Origin of the sequence: Allosphingosinicella sp., from assembly GCF_036570505.1 — a bacterium.
In the GTDB taxonomy this organism is placed as follows: Bacteria; Pseudomonadota; Alphaproteobacteria; order Sphingomonadales; family Sphingomonadaceae; genus Allosphingosinicella.
On sequence record NZ_DATCYB010000078.1, the window covers coordinates 11,831 to 28,960 of the forward strand.

Genomic DNA, 17,130 nt, shown 5'->3' on the forward strand with positions numbered 1-17,130 from the left:
TCGCGCCGAGCTTCAGCCACTCCTGGCCAGGAAGGCGCCAGGGAGGTGGCTGGTGCAGGCCATGACGTGGGTAATGGCTTCCCGGTCGTAGGCGTCGCCGGAGCGGTAGCGTTCGAAATAGGCGTTGAGGGCGTCCACCCGGTCGGGCCAGACCCCGGTGGCCTGGAGCCCCAAGGAGACTCCGTAATTGGCGAAGGCGATCCGCATGTCGGGGGCGTAGCTGGCGCGGGCGAAGAAGCCGGGCGGGTCGGTCCAGAGATGATCGAGCGCCATCAGCGCGCGGCGGTGCTGAACCTTCGCCCATTCCTCGTGCGGGAAGAAATGAGCGAGCCAGAGCATCATGCCGAGGCCGAGGTCCTGGTCGATGCGGAGGTCCTCATATTGATCGTCGATCAGCCGCTTCATCTCGGCGATCTCCTCGGCCAGCGCCTCTTCGCCCAGCAGCCGGTAGGACACGTAGCCGTCGAACGCGTCCATCGCGCCGAGGCCGTAGCCGGGATAGGGCTCGCTCAGATCCTCCTTCATCTTCCAGATGACGCCGAGGCCGGGATGGACGAAGCTTCGGTGGATATCCCGCGCCACCTTGATCCCGCGCGCGAGATAGTCCGGCCGATGCTCGCCCAGGCGGGCGAGCGCGAACATCCACATGGCGAGGTAATGATAATATTGGCCGTCGCGATCCGGCGCCTCGCCGATGCGCAGGCCCCGCGGTCGGCCGAGCACGCGCTCGACGTCGGCGACCAGCCGCTCCGCCTCATCGAGCCAACTTTCTTCGCCGGTTTGGCGGAACAGCGAGACGTAAAGCACGATTCCAAACGCATCGGTCCAGAGGTAGCGCGGCCCGTTCGGCCAGATGCCCTCGCGTCGCATCCAGTCGAGCTTGGCGAGTACATAATCGACATCGCTCAGCATCGTGCCCTCCGCGGCAAGCGTCAGATGAAACCGTAGAATTTGAGGAGCAGGGCGAGAACCACGAATCCGACCAGACCGGCGATGAAGATGATGCGGCGCCGGCGGGTGCGAAGGATGATCTCGCCGCCGCGCGCATCCTCGGCCGAGATATGCGGCGCCTCGTCTTGCTTCGCGGTCGGCTTTTCAGGTTCCACCACGGCTCGTCAACGAGGCGAGCGGAGGTCCGTTCCCGCGCGTCAGCCGGTGGTTTCCTCGAAGCGGCAGGTGGGAAGCTCAAGAGACGCGGCATCCTCGCAACGCCTCACCTGCACATCGCCGTTGGGGGCGACGAACAGAGCCCAGTCGCCGCTGTCGGAGCAGCGTGCCGTCCACATCGAGAGGTTGCGATAGTCCTGCTGGTAGCCGGAGCTGTCGACCCGCTTGCAGCGCTCGCCGCTGTCCTGGATAGCGCGGCGGAGCGCGAGGCCCCGGTTCATCTCGCCGAGCGCCTTCAACTGCTCGACATAGGGCGCCTCGCCGGTGACCTCGATGGTCTTCCTGGCCCCGGTCTCGCCGGCGCCGTCGCAGCCGGCCAGAACCAGCATGAACGCGGCCGACACGGCCATGGCTCCTCGCATCACCCTCTCCTTAACGATTATCGAAAGACGCGTCTCGCCAATCCACGCTTCGGACGCAAGGTCAGGCGGTCGGGCGGGTGGCGCAGGAGGGGAGCCCCGCCTGCTCGGCCGCCGCGCAGGCCATGACCTGGGCGGTGCCGGTGGGGCCAAGGACAATGGCCCAGTCGGTGCCGTCCGAGCAGCGCGCGGTCCACATGGGCGCATCCTGATACTCGCCGACATAGGCGGAGCTTTCGACGCCCTGGCAGGTGCCCTCGATATCGGCGTCGCGAATGGCGCGGATGAAGACGGCGTTGCGCTGGCCCTCGTCGAGCGACAGGATTTCCTGCTGATAATTGGTCGCCGACTCGGGCGCGGCGGTTTCGGCCCGGTCGGTTTCCGGCGCGCCTTCGCCGCAGCTGGCCAGCGCCAGCATCAGGGCCAGAGTCGTCCCCGTCATCAGTCTCGACATTCCCTATCTCCTTTCATCCGCGCCGGGTTTCAGGGACAACGGCGGGCGCTGCCCAAGTTTCCATCAGCCGCTCGTATAGATCCGCCAGCGCCGCTGCTCGGGCGTCGAGCCGGGAATGTTGTTGGAACGCCGCAATGTGACGGTGCCCGCGCTGCTGAAGGGTTTGCCGTCCTTCATCCGGCCATAGGTCTGGACCGGAACCTCGACATAGAGCGAGCCTGCCGCCCCTTCGATGTCCGAGGGAGCGCCGATCTGCGCATGATATTCGGCATATTCATCGAAGCTCGCCGCGAACTCCTCCGGGGAGGGGCCATCGGCACTGGGCGAGCGCAGCGCCCAGGCTTGTTCATAGTCGCCCTGCTCGATCAGCGCATAATAGTTCTGGAGGACATTGGCCGCGCCCTGGGCGCTCTCCGGCGTGAACGGCGCTTCCGACCCTGGCGTGCGATCGTTGGGAAGGCCGCCCGCCTCGCCCGGATCCGGTGGATCGAGGGGTTCTTCCGCGGCAGGCGCCGAGACGGCCGGCGCCGGAGCGGGCGCCCCGGTCCTCTCGGCGGTCATGGCCCCATTCCCTTCAGTCCCGCCTTCCGAACAGGCGGCGGCGAGGAGGGCGAGCGGAAGCATGGCGGAAAGCTTCATTATCGATAAATCCCTTGAGGCGGCTCGCCCATCAATGCCTGTCCGGGCGGCGCGGTTCCAGAGGCGCTCACCGGTCACGCGGTCCGTCGGTGCGGCCGAAGGATGAACGCCTGCTCCCCAGGGACGTTGGTCGCCGTGGAAGGAGAGGCCATGATGACTGGAAAGAAGCGAAGCGACACGAACCGCAAGAAGCCCGACGATCTGGACGAGAATCCCGGCATCGGCCAGTCCAAGGGACTATTCTCGCGCGCCGGCTCCGAGGACGCGGACCTGATCGAAGGCGAAAATACGATCGAGGGCGACGTCGAGAACGACGCCGGGATCGGCGGAGGCGTCGCCGGCAAGGATCTGGGACGGACCAACAAATAGGCTGGCCCCGATGAAGAAGGGCCGCGCCTCCCGGCGCGGCCCTTCGATTTGCGAGGCTGGATCAGATCAGCTGGGCGTGGCGGCCGCCTCGGCGGCGGCTTCGAGCTCGGCCTTGCTCATCGCGATGACCAGGCCCTGATCGTTCTTGGCGAACGAGGTAACGGGAATCTGAACCCGGGCCTCGCCGGTCGCGATCACGGCGCCATTGGCGTCGACCGTTTCGATCGTGCCGACAAGATTGCCTTCGGTATCGCGCACCTCGGCCCCAGCCTTCACATCGGCGGCGGCAGCGACCTCGGCGCCGGCGGCGGTGTCCGTCGCCTGGTCGGCGACGCCAGCCGCCGTGTCGGTGGCCGTGCTCACCGTATCCTGAACGGTATCGCCGGCGGTATCGACGGTATCCTGCACCGTATCGAGGGTGCCGGAGGCCGGCGCCTGGGCCTCTACGCCCGCATTGGTGGTCGCGCCGACATCGACGCCGACCTGGGCCATGGCGGGAACCGCGAAGGCCGCAGCCGCGGCAGTCAGAAACAATTTATTACGCATTTTCAATCTTCTCCATTGCATCGGGCTAAGGACCTCCCGTGCTTGTGGGATGGGTTAACCGTTCGCGTGCGCAAACGGACCCACGCGCGGCGATGGGCCGTGCCGAATCTCCGGTGAGGATCGAATCCTACAGAACGTATTTGCTGAGATCGGTGTTCCGCGCGACTTCGGCGAGCTGGCCTTCGACATAGGCGGCATCGACCGTCACCGTCTCGCCCCGGCGCTCCTCGGCATCGAAGCTGACGTCCTCCAGTAGCTTCTCCATCACGGTCTGGAGGCGGCGGGCGCCGATATTCTCGACCTGGCCGTTTACCTCGGCGGCGATGCGGGCGATGGCGCTCACGCCGTCGTCGGTGAAGTTCACCGTGACGCCCTCGGTGGCGATCAGCGCCGTATATTGCTCGGTGAGGCTCGCGTCGGTCTCCTTGAGGATGCGGACGAAGTCCTCCTCGGTGAGCGCCTTCAGCTCGACACGGATGGGAAGGCGGCCCTGGAGTTCGGGGAGAAGATCGCTCGGCTTGGCGACATGGAAGGCTCCCGACGCGATGAAGAGGATATGGTCGGTCTTCATCGGCCCGTATTTGGTGGCGACCGTGGTGCCTTCGATCAGCGGCAGGAGGTCGCGCTGGACGCCCTCGCGGCTGACCGAGCCGCCGCGCACGTCCGAGACGGCGATCTTGTCGATCTCGTCGAGGAAGACGATGCCATTGGCTTCCGCGTCCTTGAGCGCGGTGCGGTTGACGTCGTCGGTGTCGAGCCGCTTGTCTGATTCCTCCTCGATGAGCTTGTCCCACGCGTCGGCGACGCGCATCTTGCGCTTCTTCCTCGGCTGCTGGCCGAAGGCCTTCCCCATCATGTCGGAGAGATTAATCATGCCGACCTGGCCGCCCATGCCGGGTATCTCGAAGGGCGTGGCCGGTTCCTGCACAACCTCGATCTCCACCTCCTTGTCGTTGAGGTGATTGTCCTGGAGGCGCTGGCGGAAGGCTTCGCGGGTCGCCTGGCTGGCGTCCTTGCCGGTCAGAGCGTCGAGCAGCCGCTCCATCGCCGCCTCCGACGCGGCCTCGCGCACCGCCTCGCGGCGACGCTCCTTCTCCAGCCGCACCGCTTCCTCGACCAGGTCGCGGGCGATCTGCTCGACGTCGCGGCCGACATAGCCGACCTCGGTGAACTTGGTCGCCTCCACCTTCACGAACGGCGCGTCGGCGAGCTTCGCCAACCGCCGGCTGATCTCGGTCTTGCCGCAGCCGGTCGGGCCGATCATCAGGATGTTCTTGGGCGTCACCTCCTCGCGAAGATCGTCCGACAGGCGCTGGCGGCGCCAACGGTTGCGGAGCGCGACCGCGACCGCGCGCTTGGCCTCGGTCTGGCCGACGATATGGGCGTCAAGGGCGGCAACGACCGCCTTGGGAGTGAGAGAGTCGTTCATTGATGAAAGCTCGTCAGGAAATTACTGCGCCCTAGATGGCCGCCGCGGGCGCGGAATCAAGCGGTGCAGCGGAAGCCTTCGAACAGGCGGCGGTGGGAGGCGACGATGCGGGCGATGTCTTCCGGCCGCGGCTCGGCCAGCCATTCGTCCCGCTCGAAAGTGCCGCCGAGGATGATGCCGTCGGGGCGGGGGAACATGTAACCGGCTTCCCCTGTGAAGGCATATTGCACCTCCGGCTGGGGCAGCAGGATGGCGAGCTGGCCGCGGACGGGTTGCAGCTCGGTGTCGCCGAACAGGGCGCGGGCGCCAAGGCCGGTGCAGTTGAAAACGAGGCGCTCGGGCAGGGCGGCGATCTCGGCCGGCGCGGCAAAGCTGCGGATAGCGAAGCGGCCGCCGGCGATCTGGATGTCGCGCATCAGCTGGCGGAGGAAGCGGCCGGTCTCGACATACAGGGTGTCGAAACGGCTGACGCCGCCAACCGGAAACGGATGCTCCTCCGGCGAGAGCATACGACCTGCTGGATGATAGGCGTCCGAGTCGACATCGCCCTCCGTGTAAGTCGTCAGCCACCTTATCCCGTAATCCTCTCCGACCATGATCTGGAAGCGGCGCCAGCTATAGTCGAGCGCGGCGGCGAACTGGGCGCGCCATTCGGGCGTCACCTCGCTGTCGCGATAGTGGCCGAAGGGGCTCCACTGGCCGCCGGCGATGTTGGAGGTGGTGTCGGGCGGCAGGGCCGCCGTGTAGAGCGTGACGGGATAACCCGCTTCCTGCACGAGACGGGCGGTGGTGAGGCCCATGATGCCGGCGCCGATCACCGCGACCGGGCCTTGATGGCCGGGAAGCCCGAGCTCCGTCGCCAGCTTCGACGTGCCCCAGGAAAGGGTGATGCCGGCGCCGCCATGGCCGTAATTGTGGACGAGGCGCTGATCGCCGAGCGCCTCGGAGCGAACGACGAATCCGGACGCGCGATAGGGGCGGAGACCCGCCATGGTGCGGATCACGCGACCGGCCGAGACCTTGACGGGCGGCAGGCATCCGGTCGGCAGCGACGCAGTCGGCCGGGCCATCGTCGTCGCGCAACCGGAAACGGTGATGCCGCCGAGCGCGAGCGCGGAGAAACTGACGAAGCGACGGCGATCGAGCAACATCGCCCCACGTTAGCGCGAGCACCGCGCGGCGCAACTCACGCCGCGTTTTCGATCGTTTCCACGGTCAGGTTTTCGTTGGTGTAGACGCAGACCTCGGCGGCGATCTTCATCGCCTTGCGGGCGACGGTTTCGGCGTCCTCCTCATAGTCGAAAAGCGCCGTGGCGGCGGAGAGGGCGAAATTGCCGCCCGAGCCGATCGCGGCGATGCCGGCGGCAGGCTCCAGCACGTCGCCATTGCCGGTGAGTATGAGCGTCACGTCCTTGTCGGCGACGATCATCATCGCTTCGAGGTTCCTCAGATACTTGTCGGTCCGCCAGTCCTTGGCGAGCTCGACGGCGGCGCGCATCAAGGCCCCATGATGCTGCTCGAGCTTTCGCTCCAGCCGCTCGAACAGCGTGAAGGCGTCGGCCGTGGCGCCGGCGAAGCCGCCGATCACCGAGCCGTCGTGCAGACGCCGGACCTTCTTCGCATTGGGCTTGATCACCGTCTGGCCGAGCGACACCTGCCCGTCGCCCGCCACCACGACCTTGCCATTCTTGCGCACGCCGAGAATCGTCGTGCCGTGCCAGCTTTCCATGTCCGCTCCCGCTCTGGTTCCGCGGCTATGTGGGAAGGCGGCTCCGGGGCTGCAACCAACGTGTATTGAGCGAGCCCCCGGAACGTGCTTCATTCGCCGTCGCAACAGGAGGGGTTCAAAATGGCAATAGATACAGAGAAGGCCGGCCCACCGGCGGGCGATCGTTCGGGCCTCGTTGATCGCGTGAAGCGCATCCTCATCGAACCGAAGGTCGAATGGGGGCGGATCGACGCGGAGCAGACCAGCGTCGGCGAGATATTCCGCGGATGGGTCCTGATCTTCGCCGCCATCCCGGCCGTCGCGGGCGCCATCGGCGGGCTGCTGTTCGGCTACAGCGCGTTCGGCGTCACCTATCGGCCGTCGGTGATCGAGACGGCTGGATCGGCGATCACTCAATATGTGCTGACCCTGGTCGGCGTCTTCGTGCTGGCGCTGATCATCGACTGGCTCGCGCCGCATTTCGGCGGCACCCGCAGCCGCGTCCAGGCGATGAAGGTCGCCGCCTATTCGGCGACGGCGGCCTGGGTCGCCGGCATCTTCGCGATCGTCCCCTCGCTCGCGATGCTGAGCATCCTCGGCCTGTACAGCCTCTATCTGCTCTATCTCGGGCTGCCCCGGCTGATGAAGGCGCCCGAGGAGAAGGCCCTTGCCTACACAGCCGTGACCATCGTGGCCGCGATCGTGCTCGCCGTCATCATCGGCGCGGTCACCGCCCCCGTCACGGCGATGCTCTCCGGCGGCACGCCCAGCCTCGCCTCGGGCGATCTTTCGGGCAAGGTGACCGTTCCGGGCGGCGGCACGCTCGACCTCGGCAAGCTCGAGGCGGCGTCGCAGCGGATGGAGGCGGCGACGGCTCGGATGGGAGCCGGCGGCGACGTGATGGCCGTCGAGCCGGCCGCGCTGCAGGCGTTGCTCCCGGCGAGCCTCGGCGACTATCGCCGGGTCGAGCTGTCGAGCGCCGGCGCCAATGCCGGCGGCTTCGGCGGATCCCAGGCCGAGGCCCGCTACGAGAATGGCGAGAGCGGCTTCACCCTGCAGCTGTCCGACATGGCCGCGGCCGGCGCCCTCGCCGCGATGGGAAGCGCCTTCAACATGGAGGCTAGCCGCGAAACGGAGACCGGCTACGAGAAGACCGAGACGGTCGACGGCCGCCTGGTCACCGAGGAATGGGACAATGCGGCGAGCGAGGGCCGCTACGGCGTGGTCGTCGCCGACCGGTTCATGGTCGAGGCGAGCGGCACGGTGCCCGGCGTGGACGTCCTCAAGCAGGCGGTGGGCGCCGTCGGCCTCGACCGGATCGAAGCGCTGGGCGGCTGACCCGAGCCCTTGTTTTCGGCGGAAAAGCACGGCATTCCCGTCCCATAGCAGCCGCGCCGGGAAGCGCAGCGTGCGACAAGGGGAGGGAAGTAATGCCGCGTTTTTCCGCAAAGCTTTTGTGTGCCGTAGCGTCATCGGCGCTGCTCTGGTCCGCGCCCGCTTCGGCGCAGAGCGTCGATCGAATCGTCGCGTTCGGCGACAGCTATGCCGACGACGGCAATCTTTTCGAGCTGATCGGCATCGACCCGCCCTTCGTCTACCCCACCGGACGCTTCAGCGGCGGCACCAATTTCGTCGACACCATGTCGACGCTGCTGAACGCGCCGGTCGATAATTTCGCGATCGGCGGCGCCTTCACCGGCACGAGCAATTTCGGCATCGCCAACATCAACGACAATCCCGCCGCGCCGCAGGGCATTCCGGGCTTTCCGACCGAGGTCGGCGCCTTCCTCGCCGGCGGCGGCCCGGCCGCCTTCCCGCGGGTGGACGGAACCTTCGACGCCAACGACCTCGTCGTCGTCTCGATCGGCGGCAACGACGCCCGTTTTCATGAGCGCAGCCTCGGTCTCAATCCGACCCCGGCACAGATCGACGCGCTCGTCGCGGCCGCCCCGGGACTCGCGCAGGTCAGCGTCGCCGAGGCCAGCGCCGGCCTCAACGCGCTGGTCGGCGCCGGCGCACGCAACATCACCTTCCTCGCTGGCGACGTCGGTCGCCTGCCGGAGGTCGACGGACTGGCGATCGCCGAGGTGGGCAGCGCCTTCGCCAGCGCCTTCAATAGCGGCGTCCAGACCGAGCTGGCCGACCTCGCGGCCGACGGCGTGATCGTCAATTATCTCAATCTCAACACGGTCGGCGACGTGGTGGAGAACAATCTCGCCGCCTTCGGCCTCACCAGCGCCGGCGCCTGCCCCGTCCCAGCCTGCATCGCCGACGCTTCGCTGCAGAGCCAGTATCTCTTCTATGTCGATCAGGTGCACCTGACCTCGGCCGGCTTCGCCATCGTCGGCCGCTATGCCGTGCGCCAGCTCGAGGCGCCGCTCCACTTCCAGGCTCAGACCGATGTCGGCCTCCACGCCGCCCAGACCTTCAGCTCGACGCTGCTCGGCCGGCTCGACACGTCGGACGCCCGCAATGGCGCCGACGGCGACGGCCTGAATGTCTACGTCACCGGCAGCTTCGCCGGGCGCGACGTCGCCGCCACCTCGACCAGCCTCGCCTACGACCTCGACGGCGCGGGCGCCACCCTCGGCGCCGAATATGGCATGGGCCCCGACGCGGTGGTGGGTGCGGCGCTCAACTATTCGATGCCCAAGGCCGATTTCGACCGCGGCCTGGGCTCGGCCGAGGCGGACGCGATCCAGCTCGGCCTTTACGGCGGCTGGGCCGGCCCCGCCGCCTTCGTCGAAGGCTATGCCGGCTATGGCTGGCTCGATTTCGAAAATGAGCGCGCCGCCCTCATCGACGAGATCGAGGGCGAGACCGACGGCACCGCCCTCACCGCCGGCGCCAAGGCCGGCTATCTGTTCGGCCTCGGCGACTGGCGGGTCGGTCCGGTGATCGGGCTCCAATATGCCCGCGCCGAGCTCGACGGATACACCGAGACCGGCGATCCCGTTCTGACCCTCACGGTCAGCGACCAGGAAGCGGCAGCCTTGGTCGGCAGCGCCGGCGTCGAAGCCCGGGGCGACTGGGACGTGGGCGGCCTCGCCATCCGTCCCTATGCTTCGCTCACCGCCGAGCGGGACTTCGAAGGCGACGGCCGCGTCGTCCGCTACGCGGGAACCGCGTCCCCGACCATCGTCAACAGCTTCGTCCTCCAGGACCGCCCCGACGACACCTACGGCCGCATCACGGGCGGCGCCGACATCGAACTGGTCGGCTCCCTTTCCCTCCAGCTCACCGCCGCCACCTCCTTCGCCCGCGACGGCGGCGAGGACCTGTTCGGCATGCTGGGTCTGAACGTCGGGTTTTAACCTGCGGCCGAATGTGCGGACGCGTTATGATCGGCGCTATTGCTTCGTCGGCTGGAGATCAGTCTCAGCCAGGGCGGGAAATGGAAAGCGCCCATCAGCAAGTACATCGGGACCATTCCGCTCAGCGATGACGGATGTTGCGCGACTGAGCAGAGCATAGCCGTGGGACCGCTATCAGAAACACTCGTATACAGCGCCATGGCTGCGAAGGTCGGCGCGGCCGCGAGTCTTAGCCAGTCGGCTGCGCGGCGAATGAATTCGCCGGTACGAGCCTCGCTCATGTTTCCCTCCCACGGCTACACGTCGTCGCGGTCCCGGAACGCCGCCTCTCCGGCATCCGACACCTCGACCCATTTCTTATCGGGCGCGGCGCCGGCGACGTAGTTGTCGTGCCAGTTCCACCACTTGTACGTCGGGGTCTGGGGATAGCCCTCCGGCGAGTCCTCCCACGTCTCCTGGCGCCCGAGCGCGGTGACATCGAGGTAGTTCCAGGTGCTGCCCATCTGCTCGTCGCCGCGGTTGTTGACGAAGTAGTGCGGAACACTTGGGTTTCGTCGTGGATGAACGCGTTCGTCCCATGCCACTCTTCCACGTCGAAGTCGGCATCGAAGCTGTCCGTCAGGGTGTACCAGGGCATCTCCCAGCCCATCCGCGCCTTCACGCGCGCGATGTCCGCCTGCGGCGCGCGCGAGACGAACACGAGGCTGGTATCGCGAGCGTTCAGATGGGCGACGTGGGCGACCTGGTCGGCCACCATTGAGCAGCCGCGGCAGGCATGGTCGGGCCAACCGAACACGCCGGGCTCGAAGAAGGCGCGGTAGACGATCAATTGACGGCGGCCGTCGAACAGGTCGAGCAGGCTCGCCTTGCCTTCGGGCCCGATGAACTCGTACGTCTTTTCCACGGCCAGCCACGGCATGCGCCGGCGCTCGGCAGCGAGCGCATCGCGGGACCGGCTCAGGGCCTTCTCCTTCACGAGCAGCCGCTCCCACGCCGCCTTCCACTCCTCAGGTGACACGACCGGCGGTGTGTGCATCGCGCTCTGTCGGTTTTTTCGATCGTTCTCAGATAATGTGATCATGGCTATCAAGCCTCCAAATGAGGGTCTTACTCGGCGGGAATGCGGCGCTCATACTCCTGCTCGGCCCGCGTGTGCGTCGCCCAGAACGGCGGCGGGTCGCGGCCTTCGAGGCGGGCCTGGAGAATGTCGAGATGCGCGTGCCAGCCGGCCCCGACGCTGAGCATTCCGGCGCGGCCGGAAAGCCGCCGGTGGACGAGGGTGAAAAGGACCTTGTCGCCCATCTCGGCGAGCTCGAAGATCACTTCATTCGGCGTATCGCCGCTTTCGTCCCAGCTATGCACCAGACGGCGCGGCGGATCGGCCTCAATGACGTGCCCCTTCATCCGGTGCTCGGCATAGGCGGCATATTTCTCCGGCGCCGGATCGACCTCATCACTGAGCTCCGAGTTGCGCCAAATATATTCGAACTGGCCGCCCGCACGGGCGTCCATCGGCCCGTCGGCAAGCCAGGTCCGGCGCTTGTCAGGATCGACAAGATATTCCCAGACCCGCTCGATCGGACCCGGGAGGAGCCGCTCGAACCGGATCGCGCCCGCTTCGGTGATCACGCCATATTCCGCGGCGGCCGTCGTCATTTCTTCTCTCCTTTTTTTAGTTCGCGTTCGAGTGCATCGAGCCTGCCGCTCCAGAAGCGGCGCATTTTTTTGAACCAGGCCTCCATTTCGGCGAAGCCGTCCGGGTCGAGGCTATAGAGGCGGCGCTGTCCGTCGACCCGGACACGCACCAACCCCGCCTCGCGCAGCGTCTTCAAATGCTGGGAAACGGCCGGGGCGCTCATGCTGAAATTGGCGACGATCGCTCCCGCCGCCTGCTCGCCCGAGCCAAGCAGCTCCACGATATGGCGGCGGGTCGGATCGGCGAGGGCGGCGAATCGGTTCATGTCACGATTATTAAGGTCTTACTTAATTACGTCAATTACAAATTACGTGTTTGCCTCGATGGCCTCTCTTGCTTCAGCGGGACGCGCTCCGTGTCTGTTTGGATCGTCGTCGCTATAATGACGAAGAGCGGCAGCCGCCTCACGGTTCCACGCCCTTGGCCTTTCCCCACGCGCGGGCGGCGGTGTAGCCGAGATAGCCGGTGCCGAAGAGGGCGTAGAGCTCCTCCGGGATGCCGGCGAGATAGGCGGTCATGCCGCGGCCGATGCCTTCGGCCATGCCGGGATTGACGGCGGCGATGAGGCCCATCGGGATCGACCAGAGCAACAGCGCATACATGACATAGAGGAAGCTTGGGCGGGCGCGGCTGGTCCAGGGGTCGAGGCTCCTGGCCTCGGCGACGATCGCGCTCATCCGCGCTTCCACGGCCTGCATTTCCTGGCTGCCCTGGACCTTCAAGAGCTCCAGCTTGGCGCGGTCGCGCGCTTCCGGGTCCGGGATGATCTTGTCGATGAGATTGGCCACCGGGCCGATGATTCCGGCGATGAGGGTCATGGATTGCTCCTTTTTCAAAGTTTACGAAAATCACGTGCTTCGGACGAAAAGACCCAGGAAATTCAGTCGAGCCGATTGGCGAGCCAGCCGTAGAGAAAGGCTTCGTTGGCCGGGCGCTGTTCGGCGAGCGCCAGGTAGCGCTCGCCTTGGAGCGCCTCGACGGCCTTCAGCAGCACCGTCTCGCCCGCGGATCCGCGACGGTCGAGGAAGCCTCTGAGCGCCGCCAGGGTCCGGGGCCCGAGCCGGCGATCGACGGCGATGTCGGCATAGTCGCGGGCACCTCGGTTGAGGGCGTTGAGCGCGCGCTGGAGGAAGCCGGCGGCGACGGGCGGGCCCATGTTGACGCCGGTGTCGAACAGCTCGGCCGCAAGGGCGGGCGCCTGCTCGGCCACCTGGTCGAAGCCCGGCCGCAGCCAATAGAGGCGGCGGTAGATGGCGACCGCTTCATCACGCGGAAAACGGCGCATGTCGCCGCACCACCCCTGCGCCCGCGCGGCCGCCCCGGTGATGCCCCAGCGGGTAGGCCCTCCCCTGTCGACCGGATGATTCACATAGCCGCCCTCCCGGCCGATTACCTCGTCGATCAATTCGTCCACATCCATCGCCCCACTCCTTCCGAGTCGCGGAACGATAACCAGATAGGATAGATGTAGGAAAGTTGTTTAGGCAATTATATACTTGACAAAGCAGGCTTGAAATGACACTGTTTTCTGACAGGAGAGGACAGATGGACATTTTCCAGCCCCATTTCACCAACGAGGATAAGGCCCGCGAAAGGCTTGAAGCCATCCGTTGGCCGGAAGGTCCGTTCTGCCCCCACTGTGGTTCGTTCAACGCCACCCGCCTACAGGGCAGCAAGCATCGCGCCGGGGCCATCCAGTGCAACGACTGCCGCCAGCAATTCACCGTCACGGTCGGGACCGTGTTCGAGCGCTCCAAGGTGCCGCTGAACAAGTGGCTCCTGGTCAATCATCTCCTGTGCGCGTCCAAGAAGGGCATGTCCGCCCATCAGATCGGCCGCATGATCGGCGTCAGCTACAAAACCGCGTGGTTCATGTGCCACCGCATCCGCGAGGCCATGAAGTCCACCGGCGAAGGTCCGCTCGGCGGCCCCGGCAAGGTTGTCGAGTCCGACGAAGCCTTTGTCGGCGGCAAGAAGCGCAACCGCCTTAGCGGCAAGACCGCCAAGAAGAAAAAAGTTGTCGCACTCGTCGAGCGCGGTGGCCGCGCCCGCTCGTTCCACGTCGCCAATATCCACGCCAACACCGTCCGCTCGGCGCTCGTTACGAACATCGATCGCGCTTCCACGCTCATGACAGACGAAGCCCATGTCTACATGGCCGTCGGCCGCGAGTTCGCCAATCACGGCCACACGCTTCACGCGAGCCGCAAGTTCGGCAAAGGCGAAACCCACTCCAACAGCGCCGAGAACTTCTTTTCCATCCTCAAGCGCGGCGTGATCGGCACCTATCACCACTGGAGCGAGGCGCACATGCACCGCTATCTGGTGGAGTTCGATTTCCGCTATTCCACGAAGGGCGACACGGACACGGAACGCGCCGAACAGTCCCTTCGCGGCATCTATGGCAAGCGTCTCACCTATCGGCGGACTGACAAACTCGCCGCCTGAGTTTTACGAGCCGCCGAAACTTATCGGCGAGCGCCGCAAGCGCTGGACCCGTTCCTAATCCGTTCTAGCGGAACAAACAGTGTAACCGTGCGGCCACACTAGATTTTTCTGGCATTTTGTGCTAGGGGCGAAACGAGTCGAGGGCTCCCATCTCTGGAAGCCCTCGCTCTTTGAGGTTGGCAATCACCCTGGAAGGTCCGCCGACCCCAAAACTGTGGAACCTGTGGTCCCGTCTTGACAATTCTGGATGCCACATTTTTCGCCGTTTTGCAAGGACCTTCCGCAAAGAAGGAACCAAAGCAATGGCAACACTTGTTATAACCTACAGGATCGACTCCAGCCTAGATTACGGAGCCAGGTATGCCAGCCTGGTTGAGCAAATCCGTAAATGCGAACGACATTGGGAAGAGACCACATCGTTCGCACTGGTCAGCACGCCGGAGACAGCATCTCAACTAGCGGATCGGCTCTACTTTAAGTCTAAGATCGATACGAGCCGCGACACGTTCATGGTGATCAATCTATCGACCGGAGATGCCGTGATACGAGGGCCGGTGCTTTATCCGCACACTCTCAAGGGCATGCTGCCGAAGCTAGTTCAGAAATAGGACTGGTGAACTTGGATCGGAATGCGGAGCAGCCGAGCTAGCGCCATCAAGGCGCGCAATCGAAGGTGACGCATTCCGATCCTCCTAGGTTAACGGGGCAGACATGCGCCTCAAAATCGAGTTCGGCGTCCTACTCGCCCTTGGCGTCCTTGCCCTTATTATCGGGCTTTACAGCTGCGTCGCGGCCTAAGGGCTTGTGCGGCTTCGGCGGGGTGTTCAACATCCGCCGCAACACGTCATCCTCTTTGATATGATCGGTGTCTGACATGAACCCAAAAGCCCTCCACAAAGCCCAGCTTCGCTTGCGAGTTGCGAGTAAGACCGCAGCAGATCTGAAAGACTGCAAGACCTACGGCGACTTCAGCGATGCCTGGTATATCTTCCTGCACGCCGCCAAGGGCATTTACACCATGCTTGAGCAGGGATCAAAGCCCACTCCCCAAGGTCGTCAATGGTTTGGGGGAAAGAATCAGGAGCGGAAGGACGACCCCCTTCTCCGTTACGTAACCGAAGCCCGTAACGACGATGAGCACGGCATTGAGCCCATAACCGAATATGCCCCCGCCACCTTAGCCTTGGGAGTGAAAACGCCAACCTCCAGTGGGAAAATGATCGACGAATATGGAAACGTGTTCATGAATTGTGGCACCGCTTATCGTGTCACAGGCGCCTCGGGACCAGTTAAGGTGCCTCAGCTTCGCTCTTTGGACGGCAAGCCGATAGAAAACCGTTTTACGCCGCCCACAGCTAGGCTGATCAACGTTCGGGATCGAGCCGGGCGCGTCTACACGCCTCCCAGATCGCATTTGGGAGTGAGCATCGAGCCCACGCCACCAATCGTCGCTGACTTGATGGTCAAATACCTTACGGGATTGCTCGCCGAAGCATGGGGCTTTTGTAAGCCATAGCTCGAAACACAGCCTCGATGACGTAGGACATATCATCGCCAAAGTTATGCTCGCGCAACTCATGAAGCCCCGCCTCAATCATGGCGGGGGTTATCTCCACATCGGTTAGCGCCGGCCTGTCATCGGCCAATGTAGAATGAGACATCTGCTTTCTCAAGTATACAATTGCCGTTGTTTATCCGATTGGACGTGCCGCCCCCTCAGCGAAGCGCCGCCGCCCTGTCCAGCAGTTGCTTTCGCTCCCGGTCGTTGCGGGCGAGCGCGGCCGCTCGCTCGAATTCCGCCCTCGCCTCTTCCGACCGTCCGAGCCTGGCCAGCAGGTCGCCGCGCGCCGCCGGCAGGAAATGATAGGATTTGAGCGACGGGGCGTCGGCGATACCGTCGAGATGCTCCAGCCCGGCGCCGGGCCCAAGCGCCATTCCGAGGGCGACCGCGCGGTTGAGCTCCACCACTGGCGAGGGCATGGCCTCGGCCAGCGCCGCATAGAGGGCGGCGATGCGGATCCAGTCGGTTTCCTCCGCCGTGCGGGCCCGTGCGTGGCAAGCGGCGATGGCGGCCTGGAGCGTGTAGGGGCCGCGCGGTCCCGCTTTCTCCGCGCGATCGAGGGCTGCGAGGCCGCGGCCGATCAGCATCCGGCCCCACTGGGCGCGGTTCTGGTCGAGGAGCAGGACGGTCTCGCCGTTCGGTCTCGTGCGGGCCTTGAGACGGGAGGCTTGCAGCTCCATCAGCGCGACGAGGCCATGGACCTCGGCCTCTTCGGCCAGGCGCCCGGCCAGGATGCGGCCGAGGCGCAGCGCGTCCTCGCACAGGGCCGGGCGCACCCAATCCTCGCCGGCCGTCGCGGAATAGCCTTCGTTGAAGATGAGGTAGATCACCGACAGCACCGAGGCGAGCCGTTCCGCGCGTTCGGCGCCGTGCGGCACCTCGAAAGGGACGTTGGCATCGGCGAGCGTGCGCTTGGCGCGAACGATCCGCTGCGCCACTGTGGGTTCCGGGACCAGAAAGGCGCGGGCGATCTCGTCGGTGGCGAGACCGCCCAGCAGCCGCAGCGTCAGCGCGACGCGTGCCTCGGGCGACAGCAGCGGATGGCAGGAGACGAAGAGCAAAGGCAGCAGATCGTCGCCGAGGTCGTCGTCGATCGCCTCCTCGATCTTGGGATCGAACCCTTCCTCCTCGTGCGCGATCTGCCGATGCTTGCGCTCGATCATGCTGTCGCGGCGGAAGCCGTCGATGGCGCGGCGCCTGGCGGTCGCCATCAGCCAGGCGCCCGGGCGATCGGGAACGCCGCTTTCCGGCCACTGGCGCAGCGCCGCCTCGAGCGCATCCTGGGCCAGCTCCTCGGCCCGGCCGACATCGCGCGTCAGCCGGGCCAGAGCCCCGATCAGCCGGGGCGATTCGATCCGCCAGAGGGCGTCGATGGCGCGATGGATGTCGGTGGCCGCCACGACCACCGACTAACCACCGCCGGGTGCTTCCGGCAAGCCG

20 protein-coding genes and 1 pseudogene are annotated in these 17,130 nt (G+C 65.5%); 6 read left to right on the forward strand and 15 right to left on the reverse strand.

What is annotated here, in order from left to right; genetic code table 11:
• Window positions 1–12 precede the first annotated feature (12 nt).
• The 5 genes from VIR62_RS09465 to VIR62_RS09485 all read right to left on the reverse strand — a co-directional run bounded on the left by VIR62_RS09465 (window position 13) and on the right by VIR62_RS09485 (window position 2,619).
• A complete protein-coding gene (locus VIR62_RS09465) occupies window positions 13–912 on the reverse strand; it encodes a hypothetical protein (RefSeq protein ID WP_431870705.1) in 900 nt (299 codons plus the stop codon).
• A gap of 20 nt (window positions 913–932) precedes the next feature.
• A complete protein-coding gene (locus VIR62_RS09470) occupies window positions 933–1,106 on the reverse strand; it encodes a peptide ABC transporter permease (protein WP_431870707.1) in 174 nt (57 codons plus the stop codon).
• A 42-nt stretch (window positions 1,107–1,148) separates the two neighbouring features.
• Complete coding sequence (locus tag VIR62_RS09475; RefSeq protein ID WP_431870709.1) at window positions 1,149–1,529, reverse strand: hypothetical protein; 381 nt, start codon at window positions 1,527–1,529, stop codon at window positions 1,149–1,151.
• A 61-nt stretch (window positions 1,530–1,590) separates the two neighbouring features.
• Complete coding sequence (locus VIR62_RS09480) at window positions 1,591–1,980, reverse strand: hypothetical protein (protein ID WP_431870711.1); 390 nt, start codon at window positions 1,978–1,980, stop codon at window positions 1,591–1,593.
• Window positions 1,981–2,043: 63 nt separating this feature from the next.
• Window positions 2,044–2,619, reverse strand: coding sequence for a hypothetical protein (locus VIR62_RS09485; RefSeq protein WP_431870712.1), 576 nt, complete (start codon window positions 2,617–2,619; stop codon window positions 2,044–2,046).
• A gap of 150 nt (window positions 2,620–2,769) precedes the next feature.
• On the opposite strand from VIR62_RS09485, the gene VIR62_RS09490 reads away from it, so the two are divergent.
• Window positions 2,770–2,988: a hypothetical protein gene (locus tag VIR62_RS09490; protein WP_431870714.1), complete on the forward strand. Its 219-nt coding sequence runs from the start codon at window positions 2,770–2,772 to the stop codon at window positions 2,986–2,988.
• Window positions 2,989–3,054: 66 nt separating this feature from the next.
• On the opposite strand, the gene VIR62_RS09495 is transcribed toward VIR62_RS09490, so the two are convergent.
• From VIR62_RS09495 to hslV, 4 genes are all read right to left on the reverse strand, one after another.
• Complete coding sequence (locus VIR62_RS09495; RefSeq protein ID WP_431870716.1) at window positions 3,055–3,534, reverse strand: hypothetical protein; 480 nt, start codon at window positions 3,532–3,534, stop codon at window positions 3,055–3,057.
• 127 nt (window positions 3,535–3,661) lie between these two features.
• Window positions 3,662–4,963: an ATP-dependent protease ATPase subunit HslU gene (gene hslU, locus VIR62_RS09500; protein WP_431870717.1), complete on the reverse strand. Its 1,302-nt coding sequence runs from the start codon at window positions 4,961–4,963 to the stop codon at window positions 3,662–3,664.
• A 56-nt stretch (window positions 4,964–5,019) separates the two neighbouring features.
• Window positions 5,020–6,114, reverse strand: a complete 1,095-nt coding sequence (locus VIR62_RS09505) for an FAD-dependent oxidoreductase (RefSeq protein ID WP_431870719.1) — start codon at window positions 6,112–6,114, stop codon at window positions 5,020–5,022.
• A gap of 35 nt (window positions 6,115–6,149) precedes the next feature.
• Window positions 6,150–6,692: an ATP-dependent protease subunit HslV gene (hslV, locus tag VIR62_RS09510; protein ID WP_431870721.1), complete on the reverse strand. Its 543-nt coding sequence runs from the start codon at window positions 6,690–6,692 to the stop codon at window positions 6,150–6,152.
• A gap of 120 nt (window positions 6,693–6,812) precedes the next feature.
• Here hslV and VIR62_RS09515 point away from each other — a divergent pair, with 120 nt between their 5' ends.
• Entirely contained in the window at window positions 6,813–8,009 is a 1,197-nt protein-coding gene (locus VIR62_RS09515; protein WP_431870723.1) for a Yip1 family protein, read from the forward strand.
• Between the two features lie 92 nt (window positions 8,010–8,101).
• The gene (locus VIR62_RS09520; RefSeq protein WP_431870725.1) at window positions 8,102–9,985 is read left to right on the forward strand and encodes an autotransporter domain-containing protein; all 1,884 of its coding nucleotides are present in this window, start codon (window positions 8,102–8,104) and stop codon (window positions 9,983–9,985) included.
• 296 nt (window positions 9,986–10,281) lie between these two features.
• Here VIR62_RS09520 and VIR62_RS09525 read toward each other — a convergent pair.
• The 5 genes and pseudogenes from VIR62_RS09525 to VIR62_RS09545 form a co-directional block, all read right to left on the reverse strand.
• A pseudogene (locus VIR62_RS09525) lies at window positions 10,282–11,066 on the reverse strand (DUF899 domain-containing protein).
• 26 nt (window positions 11,067–11,092) lie between these two features.
• A complete protein-coding gene (locus tag VIR62_RS09530; protein ID WP_431870727.1) occupies window positions 11,093–11,641 on the reverse strand; it encodes an SRPBCC family protein in 549 nt (182 codons plus the stop codon).
• The gene (locus tag VIR62_RS09535; protein ID WP_431870729.1) at window positions 11,638–11,946 is read right to left on the reverse strand and encodes an ArsR/SmtB family transcription factor; all 309 of its coding nucleotides are present in this window, start codon (window positions 11,944–11,946) and stop codon (window positions 11,638–11,640) included. Before VIR62_RS09535 ends, VIR62_RS09530 begins: the two co-directional genes overlap by 4 nt.
• A gap of 139 nt (window positions 11,947–12,085) precedes the next feature.
• A complete protein-coding gene (locus tag VIR62_RS09540; protein ID WP_431870730.1) occupies window positions 12,086–12,499 on the reverse strand; it encodes a holin family protein in 414 nt (137 codons plus the stop codon).
• Between the two features lie 62 nt (window positions 12,500–12,561).
• Window positions 12,562–13,101, reverse strand: coding sequence for a glycoside hydrolase family 108 protein (locus VIR62_RS09545; protein WP_431870732.1), 540 nt, complete (start codon window positions 13,099–13,101; stop codon window positions 12,562–12,564).
• A 125-nt stretch (window positions 13,102–13,226) separates the two neighbouring features.
• Here VIR62_RS09545 and VIR62_RS09550 point away from each other — a divergent pair, with 125 nt between their 5' ends.
• From VIR62_RS09550 to VIR62_RS09560, 3 genes are all read left to right on the forward strand, one after another.
• Window positions 13,227–14,129 (forward strand): IS1595 family transposase, encoded by a 903-nt coding sequence (locus VIR62_RS09550; RefSeq protein ID WP_431870734.1) that lies wholly within the window; start codon window positions 13,227–13,229, stop codon window positions 14,127–14,129.
• A 302-nt stretch (window positions 14,130–14,431) separates the two neighbouring features.
• Window positions 14,432–14,737 carry a hypothetical protein gene (locus VIR62_RS09555; RefSeq protein WP_431870736.1) on the forward strand — a complete coding sequence of 102 codons (306 nt, stop codon included), beginning with the start codon at window positions 14,432–14,434 and terminating at the stop codon, window positions 14,735–14,737.
• Between the two features lie 257 nt (window positions 14,738–14,994).
• On the forward strand, window positions 14,995–15,645 hold the full coding sequence (locus VIR62_RS09560; RefSeq protein ID WP_431870738.1) for a hypothetical protein: 651 nt from the start codon (window positions 14,995–14,997) through the stop codon (window positions 15,643–15,645).
• Window positions 15,646–15,845: 200 nt separating this feature from the next.
• Here the strand turns inward: VIR62_RS09560 and VIR62_RS09565 are convergent, their stop codons facing one another.
• A complete protein-coding gene (locus VIR62_RS09565) occupies window positions 15,846–17,090 on the reverse strand; it encodes an RNA polymerase sigma factor (protein WP_431870740.1) in 1,245 nt (414 codons plus the stop codon).
• Window positions 17,091–17,130: the final 40 nt, after the last annotated feature.

What these genes read in the sequence shown, in the direction of transcription:
- VIR62_RS09485 (WP_431870712.1), bottom strand. Translation starts at nt 2,619, where the DNA reads ATGAAGCTTTCCGCCATGCTTCCGCTCGCCCTCCTCGCCGCCGCCTGT.
- VIR62_RS09515 (WP_431870723.1), top strand. Translation starts at nt 6,813, where the DNA reads ATGGCAATAGATACAGAGAAGGCCGGCCCACCGGCGGGCGATCGTTCG.
- VIR62_RS09545 (WP_431870732.1), bottom strand. Translation starts at nt 13,101, where the DNA reads ATGGATGTGGACGAATTGATCGACGAGGTAATCGGCCGGGAGGGCGGC.
- VIR62_RS09555 (WP_431870736.1), top strand. Translation starts at nt 14,432, where the DNA reads ATGGCAACACTTGTTATAACCTACAGGATCGACTCCAGCCTAGATTAC.
- VIR62_RS09520 (WP_431870725.1), top strand. Translation starts at nt 8,102, where the DNA reads ATGCCGCGTTTTTCCGCAAAGCTTTTGTGTGCCGTAGCGTCATCGGCG.
- VIR62_RS09490 (WP_431870714.1), top strand. Translation starts at nt 2,770, where the DNA reads ATGATGACTGGAAAGAAGCGAAGCGACACGAACCGCAAGAAGCCCGAC.
- VIR62_RS09475 (WP_431870709.1), bottom strand. Translation starts at nt 1,529, where the DNA reads ATGCGAGGAGCCATGGCCGTGTCGGCCGCGTTCATGCTGGTTCTGGCC.
- VIR62_RS09535 (WP_431870729.1), bottom strand. Translation starts at nt 11,946, where the DNA reads ATGAACCGATTCGCCGCCCTCGCCGATCCGACCCGCCGCCATATCGTG.
- VIR62_RS09540 (WP_431870730.1), bottom strand. Translation starts at nt 12,499, where the DNA reads ATGACCCTCATCGCCGGAATCATCGGCCCGGTGGCCAATCTCATCGAC.
- VIR62_RS09530 (WP_431870727.1), bottom strand. Translation starts at nt 11,641, where the DNA reads ATGACGACGGCCGCCGCGGAATATGGCGTGATCACCGAAGCGGGCGCG.
- VIR62_RS09495 (WP_431870716.1), bottom strand. Translation starts at nt 3,534, where the DNA reads ATGCGTAATAAATTGTTTCTGACTGCCGCGGCTGCGGCCTTCGCGGTT.
- hslU (WP_431870717.1), bottom strand. Translation starts at nt 4,963, where the DNA reads ATGAACGACTCTCTCACTCCCAAGGCGGTCGTTGCCGCCCTTGACGCC.
- VIR62_RS09550 (WP_431870734.1), top strand. Translation starts at nt 13,227, where the DNA reads ATGGACATTTTCCAGCCCCATTTCACCAACGAGGATAAGGCCCGCGAA.
- hslV (WP_431870721.1), bottom strand. Translation starts at nt 6,692, where the DNA reads ATGGAAAGCTGGCACGGCACGACGATTCTCGGCGTGCGCAAGAATGGC.
- VIR62_RS09465 (WP_431870705.1), bottom strand. Translation starts at nt 912, where the DNA reads ATGCTGAGCGATGTCGATTATGTACTCGCCAAGCTCGACTGGATGCGA.
- VIR62_RS09480 (WP_431870711.1), bottom strand. Translation starts at nt 1,980, where the DNA reads ATGTCGAGACTGATGACGGGGACGACTCTGGCCCTGATGCTGGCGCTG.
- VIR62_RS09505 (WP_431870719.1), bottom strand. Translation starts at nt 6,114, where the DNA reads ATGTTGCTCGATCGCCGTCGCTTCGTCAGTTTCTCCGCGCTCGCGCTC.